We start from the raw sequence: 6,616 nt of genomic DNA on the forward strand, positions 1-6,616 counted from the left end.
CGATCTGCTGCAGCAGCACCGGGCGGGGCACCTTGCCCTTGCGGAAGCCGGGCAGCTTGATGCTGCGGCTGAGCTTCTCCACGGCGGCGTCGTAGCTGGCCTGGCTGCGGCCTGCGGGGATGGCCACCTCCAGGGCCATCCGGCTGCCCGGGCGGGGGCTGGCTTTGACGGACAGGCTGGCAACTGGGGCGGCGGCAGAGCTCATGGAAAGTCGATGCAGGGCCCGATCCTAGAAAGCGGCCGTTCCGAGCCCCGTAGGCCTATTGTTCGGGAGGCGCAGAAGAAGGAAATAGTTCGGTTCAGCTAATTTGCAGGGTTGGGATTTGATCCCAGCTCCTTGCTTTGCGGCAGCATCCCGCCCCCCTGTATGCCCCGATCCGGGCCTCTCCACGTCCATCCCGGATAAACCAGCAGCTTTCGATCCCGTTCCCGCCCCCTTGACCGCCGTCCAGACCAGCCTTTCCCCCAGCTCCGTGTGCCTGCCCAACCGCCCTCTTCGGGTGGCCGTTCTGGGGGCCAGTGGAGCGGTGGGCCAGGAGTTGCTCCAGCTGCTCGAGCAGCGCCGTTTCCCGGTGGCCGAGCTGCTGCCCCTGGCCTCGCCCCGCTCCGCCGGCCAGAGCCTGGGTTGGCAGGGTCGTTCGCTCACCATCCAACCCGTGGAGGCCTCGGCCTTCGAGGGCGTCGATCTGGTGCTGGCCTCGGCCGGTGGCTCGGTGTCGCGCCAGTGGGCGCCGCTGGCGGCTGCGGCTGGGGCCCTGGTAATCGACAACTCCAGTGCTTTCCGCATGGATCCGGAGGTGCCGCTGGTGGTGCCGGAGGTGAATCCCGAGGCGGCCTTTAGCCACCGGGGCATCATCGCCAACCCCAACTGCACGACGATCCTGCTCAGCCTGGCCCTGGCCCCCCTCCATGCCCGCCGGCCGATCAGGCGGGTGGTGGTGAGCACCTATCAGAGCGCCAGCGGCGCCGGCGCCCGGGCCATGGAGGAGCTGCGCAGCCTCAGCCGCACGGTGCTCGATGGGGGCGAGCCCGTCAGTGAGGTGCTGCCCCACTCCCTGGCCTTCAACCTCTTTCTGCACAACTCGCCGCTGCAGCCCAATGGCTACTGCGAGGAGGAGCTCAAGATGCTGCACGAAACGCGCAAGATCATGGGCACGCCGGAGTTGCGGCTCTCGGCCACCTGTGTGCGGGTGCCGGTGCTGCGGGCCCACTCCGAAGCCGTCAACATTGAGTTTCACGAGCCCTTCCCGGTGGAGGAGGCCCGGGCCCTGCTGGCAGCTGCCCCCGGCGTCGAGTTGCTGGACGATTTTGATGCCAATCGCTTCCCGATGCCCACAGATGTGACCGGTCGCGATCCGGTGGCGGTGGGCCGGATTCGCCAGGATCTCAGTGAGCCCAATGCCCTGGAGCTCTGGCTGTGTGGGGACCAGATCCGCAAGGGTGCGGCCCTCAATGCCATCCAGATCGCTGAACTGCTGATCGAAGCTCCAGGGGCCCAGGCCGGGGGTGGCCCTTGAAAGCGATCCAGCCCCCAGCTCCTCCCTTCGGACGTTTACTCACCGCGATGGTGACCCCATTCAGCGCCGACGGGGCGCTGGATCTCCCCCTGGCTGCCCGCCTGGCGGCCCACCTGGTGAACCAGGGCTCCGATGGGCTGGTGGTGTGCGGCACCACCGGCGAATCCCCCACCCTCAGTTGGGCCGAGCAGCACGCCCTGTTTGCCACGGTTAAAGGGGCCCTGGCGGGCCGGGCCAAACTGATCGCCGGCAGCGGCAGCAACTGCACCGCCGAGGCGGTGGAGGCCACCCGCGAGGCGGCTGCCCTCGGCGCCGATGGCGCCCTGGTGGTGGTGCCCTACTACAACAAGCCCCCGCAGGAAGGCCTCGAAGCCCATTTCCGGGCCGTGGCAGCGGCCGCCCCAGAGCTGCCCTTGATGCTCTACAACATTCCGGGCCGCACCGGCACCAGCCTGGAGGCAGCCACCGTGGCGCGCTTGCTCGACTGCCCCAATGTGGTGAGTTTCAAGGCAGCCAGTGGCAGCACCGAGGAGGTGAGTGCCCTGCGGGCCTGCTGTGGCGACCGTCTCGCCATCTACTGCGGCGACGATGCCCTCACCCTGCCGATGCTGGCCGTGGGGGCCGTGGGTGTGGTGAGTGTGGCCAGCCACCTGGCCGGACCCCAGATCAGCGCCCTGATCCGGGCCTTTTTCGAGGGCGATCAGGCCCGGGCCCGGGCCTTGCACGAGCAGTTGCTGCCGCTGTGCAAGGCCCTCTTCTGCACCACCAATCCCATCCCCGTCAAAGCAGCCCTGGAGCTTTGCGGCTGGCCGGTGGGTGCCCCCCGTCTTCCCCTTCTTTCCGCCAACGCCGCCGTGCGCCAACGCCTCTCCGAAACCCTGGCTGCCCTGCGTCCTACATGACGCCAAGGCTTGAGACCAGCTTTATTTAGATCAATTCAACTCGGATTAATTTTATTCAGATCAATTCAATTTAGACTAGTTTAATTATTCCTAACAGTTAACCCTCTTTTCGTATGACGAGCTCCAACGGCACCACCCAGCTAAATCGCAATCAGGTAAGCAGCAACCAGGCAAATGGCAATCAGGCTGGCGCCAAGAAGGCCCACCTGCGGGTAATTCCCCTGGGCGGCCTGCACGAGATCGGCAAGAACACCTGCGTGTTCGAGTACGGCGACGACATCATGCTGGTGGATGCCGGATTGGCCTTTCCCAGTGATGGCATGCATGGCGTCAATGTGGTGATGCCGGATACCAGCTATCTCAAGGAAAATCAGAAGCGGATTCGCGGCATGATCGTGACCCACGGTCACGAAGATCACATCGGTGGCATTGCCCACCACCTCAAAAATTTCACCATCCCCGTGATTCACGGCCCGCGTCTGGCGCTGGCCATGCTCACCGGCAAGATGGAGGAGGCCGGGGTGATGGATCGCACCATCCTCCAAACCGTTGCGCCCCGCGATGTGGTGAAGGTGGGCCAACACTTTTCAGTGGAGTTCATCCGCAACACCCACTCGATGGCCGACAGCTTCTCGCTGGCCATCACCACTCCTGTGGGCACGGTGATCTTCACCGGTGACTTCAAATTTGACCACACGCCGGTGGATGGCGAGACCTTCGACATGGCTCGCCTGGCCCACTATGGCGACCAGGGCGTGCTGTGCCTATTCAGTGACTCCACCAATGCCGAAGTGCCGGGCTTCTGCCCGCCTGAGCGCTCGGTGTTCCCCTGTCTGGATCGCCACATTTCCCAGGCAGAAGGTCGGGTGATCATCACAACTTTTGCCAGCTCGATTCACCGGGTGTCAATGATCCTGGAGCTGGCTATCAAGAATGGCCGCAAGGTGGGTCTGCTGGGCCGCTCCATGCTCAATGTGATTGCCAAGGCGCGGGAGTTGGGCTACATGCGCGCCCCCGATGACCTGTTCGTGCCGATCAAGCAAATTCGCGACCTGCCCGATCGGGAAACCCTGTTGCTGATGACCGGCAGCCAGGGTGAGCCCCTAGCTGCCCTCAGCCGCATCTCCCGCGGTGATCACCCCCAGGTTCAGGTGAAGAGCACCGACACGATCATCTTCTCGGCCAGCCCGATTCCGGGGAACACCATCTCGGTGGTCAACACCATCGACCGGCTGATGATGCTGGGGGCCAAGGTGGTCTACGGCAAGGGCGAGGGCATTCACGTTTCTGGCCACGGTTTCCAGGAAGATCAGAAACTGATGCTGGCCCTCACCAAGCCTAAATATTTCGTGCCGGTGCACGGTGAGCACCGCATGCTCATTGCCCACAGCAAAACGGCCCAGTCGATGGGCGTTCCGGCCGACAACATCTTGATCATCGACAACGGCGATGTGGTCGAGCTCAGCCCCGACTCCATCCGCACCGGGGATCCGGTGAAGGCCGGCATTGAACTGCTCGATGCCTCCCGCAACGGCATCGTCGATGCCCGCGTGCTCAAGGAGCGCCAGCAGCTCGCTGAGGATGGGGTGATCACCCTGCTGGCGGTGATCAGCACCGACGGGGTGATGGCGGCCCCGCCCCGGGTCAATATCCGGGGGGTGGTCACCGCCGCCGATGCCCGCAAGCTGTCGATGTGGGCGGAGCGGGAAATCGGCTGGGTGCTCGAGAACCGCTGGAGCCAGCTCTGCCGTAACACCGGCGGCAAGGCCCCGGATGTCGATTGGGTGGGCGTGCAGCGCGAGGTGGAGGTGGGCCTCCAGCGCCGCCTGCGCCGCGAGTTGCAGGTGGAGCCCCTGATCATCTGCTTGGTGCAACCCGCCCCCGCCGGCACGCCGGCCTACAAGGGCCGCTCGGAGGGGGAGAGCGACAGCCGTCCGGCGCCCCGGGGCCGGGGTGGCCGCGATTCAGGTGGCCGCGATTCAGGGGGCCGCGCCTCGGCGCCCCAGCGCCAGCTGGCGACCGTCGGTGCTCCCAGCGCTACTGCCACTGCCACTCCCAGCGCTACCGCAGTAGCGGTTGCAGTGGCCGCCCCCGCTCCGGTTTCCGCTCCAGCGCCAGCAAACCTTGAGCCGGAACCCGCCGGCCGCACCAGGCGCCGCCGTTCCGCAGCGGTGGGCTGAGGCCCGGCTTGACTTGGCAGTGGAGCGGACTCAGCGGATAACGACCCGCAACAGCCCCTTAGAGAGCTCGGCGATCTCCTCGGGGCTGGGTTTGGCAGCCAGGGGCAAGATGGCCAGGTCTACCGGCTCGGCATATCTGGGATTGGCTTGGGCCAGCTCGATCAGTTCGGGTTCCTCAATAACCTCCACCTCAGTTAGCCCCAGCTCTGGTTGGGGCACTTCGCCCAGCCCCGCCTCGCCCAGTTGCTCCATCCAGGGGGTGGCAGCCGTGACAGCGGTAGCAGCCGTGGCAGAAGTGGCAGCCGTTGCCGCCGGGGATTGGTCAGGTATGACCTCGGCTGGCGCAACGGCGATGTCGGCCAGGTTGATGCATTGCTTCAGGCCCTGTTCGGCGATTTCCCGCAGCATCGTCTCCTCGCTGGCAGCCAGCACCCGGCTGTAAAAACCAGTGGCCGTCTGGGCATCCTGGTAGCCGTAGCAATAGGTGTGACCCAGCAATAGCTGCAGGCGCTGGCGCAGGGGATGGCTGGGGTCGTCGGGCAGTTCCACCAGCAGGGCCTCGCTGAGGCTGGCCACGTCGTCCCATTGGCGCTCGTTGTAGAAGCCTTCAATGGCCTCGTAGCGCTGTTGCAGGGATTCCGGCGAGGCGGTCACTGGGGAGGGTCGGGCTGGAGCCACAGTGTGCGCTGATCCCAGTGCAGCTGCCAACCGGCGCCCAGATCGGCCCGGCCCGGGGGCTGGCCGGCCTGCAGCCGCGACAGCAGCTGCTCGAGGGGCCGGGCCGCCAGCACCTGCTGGATCTGGCACTCCAACCAGCGGTGCAGCAGTTCCCCCTGGTTGGCCGGCGCCAGCGCCACCAGCCCTAGGCGCTCGAGGGCGGCCGCGGCTCCAGGCCCCCTGGCGCTGTTGAGGTTTTGCAGGGCCAGATCCACCATTTCGGTGCGGCATTCCAGTTCGCTGACCAGTCGTTCAGCCTGGGCGCCGATCCGCTGGGCAGCGCCGGGGTGGAGAGCTTCGAGCACCGGCAGCACCTCGGCCCTAATTCGATTGCGGCTGTAGCGGAGGTCGTGGTTGGCCGGGTCGTGCCACACCGGCAGCTCCAGTTGGCGGCAGAGGCGGGCGGTGTCGCTGCGGGAGAAGGTCAGCAGCGGCCTGCTCAGCTCGATGCTGCTGGAGCTGCTGGAGTCGCGGGATTCGTCGGGGCCCTTGGTCAGGGGCCGTTGGCTGCGCAGGCTGGCCAGGCCGCGGCGGTGGCTGCCGCGGGCCAGGTGCAGCAGCAAGGTTTCGGCCCGGTCGCTGGCGGTGTGGCCGGTCACTACGTGACTGGCCCCGAGGGCCCGGGCCCGGGCCTCCAGCTGGCCATAGCGCCAGTGGCGGGCACTGGCTTCGCTGGGCGGCCCCCCTTCGCTGGGGCCCCCCCCTTCGCCGCAGCGGTCAACCACCAGGCTGAGGCCCTGCTGCAGGCACCAGGTTGCGAGTTCCTCGGCCTGGCGGGCCGATTCGGCCCGCCAGGCGTGGTCGCCGTGCCAGAGCAGCAGCGTCCAGTGGTGCAGCCGGCGCAGGTCGAGCAGCAGGGCCAGCAGGGCCATCGAGTCCTGGCCGCCGGACACCGCCAGCAGCAGGGGCGCCCCCGCCGGCAGCAGGCCGGGGTGGCGCAGCAGGTGCCGGTGCAGCCGCAGGTGGTCGGGGCTCCAGCGCTGGCTGGGGTGGGCGGGATGCAGCGTCGTAGGGGCTCCGGATGGGAGAATCACCCCACCATTTCAAAGCCAAGGGCCCATGCCTGCGATGTCGCGCTTCGAACAGCTGCCCGCTGCCCTGCAGGCCGCCCTGGCGGAGCGGCGCCTGCTGAAGGTGATCGCCGGACTCACCAACTTCGATTCGGCCGCGGTGGAGCGGATCAGTCGCGCCGCTGGCCAGGGGGGGGCCGATCTGGTGGATGTGGCCTGTGATCCGGCCCTGGTGAAGTTGGCGGCCCGGGCCAGGGGGCTGCCGATCTGCGTCAGCGCTGTGGATCCCG

General features: G+C 66.9%; 7 protein-coding genes. 4 read left to right on the plus strand and 3 right to left on the minus strand.

Features of this window, described 5'->3' with window-relative positions; translation table 11 throughout:
* Positions 1–205, minus strand: a 205-nt coding sequence (locus KBZ15_RS15530) for a trigger factor family protein (protein WP_261357655.1), incomplete at its 3' end; no start/stop codon positions are given.
* 232 nt (positions 206–437) lie between these two features.
* Here KBZ15_RS15530 and KBZ15_RS15535 point away from each other — a divergent pair.
* The 3 genes from KBZ15_RS15535 to KBZ15_RS15545 all read left to right on the plus strand — a co-directional run bounded on the left by KBZ15_RS15535 (position 438) and on the right by KBZ15_RS15545 (position 4,599).
* Entirely contained in the window at positions 438–1,517 is a 1,080-nt protein-coding gene (locus tag KBZ15_RS15535; protein ID WP_255016104.1) for an aspartate-semialdehyde dehydrogenase, read from the plus strand.
* Entirely contained in the window at positions 1,514–2,419 is a 906-nt protein-coding gene (gene dapA / locus KBZ15_RS15540; RefSeq protein ID WP_255016105.1) for a 4-hydroxy-tetrahydrodipicolinate synthase, read from the plus strand. Before KBZ15_RS15535 ends, dapA begins: the two co-directional genes overlap by 4 nt.
* A gap of 113 nt (positions 2,420–2,532) precedes the next feature.
* The gene (locus KBZ15_RS15545; RefSeq protein ID WP_255016106.1) at positions 2,533–4,599 is read left to right on the plus strand and encodes a ribonuclease J; all 2,067 of its coding nucleotides are present in this window, start codon (positions 2,533–2,535) and stop codon (positions 4,597–4,599) included.
* 30 nt (positions 4,600–4,629) lie between these two features.
* Here the strand turns inward: KBZ15_RS15545 and KBZ15_RS15550 are convergent, their stop codons facing one another.
* Together KBZ15_RS15550 and tilS are read right to left on the minus strand one after the other, a co-directional pair.
* Entirely contained in the window at positions 4,630–5,253 is a 624-nt protein-coding gene (locus KBZ15_RS15550) for a hypothetical protein (protein WP_255016107.1), read from the minus strand.
* Positions 5,250–6,350: a tRNA lysidine(34) synthetase TilS gene (gene tilS / locus KBZ15_RS15555; RefSeq protein WP_255016108.1), complete on the minus strand. Its 1,101-nt coding sequence runs from the start codon at positions 6,348–6,350 to the stop codon at positions 5,250–5,252. The genes KBZ15_RS15550 and tilS overlap by 4 nt, the downstream gene beginning before the upstream one ends.
* 34 nt (positions 6,351–6,384) lie before the next feature.
* Between tilS and KBZ15_RS15560 the strand changes: the two genes are divergently transcribed.
* Positions 6,385–6,616, plus strand: a 232-nt coding sequence (locus KBZ15_RS15560) for a DUF561 domain-containing protein (protein ID WP_255016109.1), incomplete at its 3' end; no start/stop codon positions are given.

This window comes from Cyanobium sp. BA20m-p-22, assembly GCF_024346275.1.
Taxonomy (GTDB): Bacteria; Cyanobacteriota; Cyanobacteriia; order PCC-6307; family Cyanobiaceae; genus Cyanobium_A.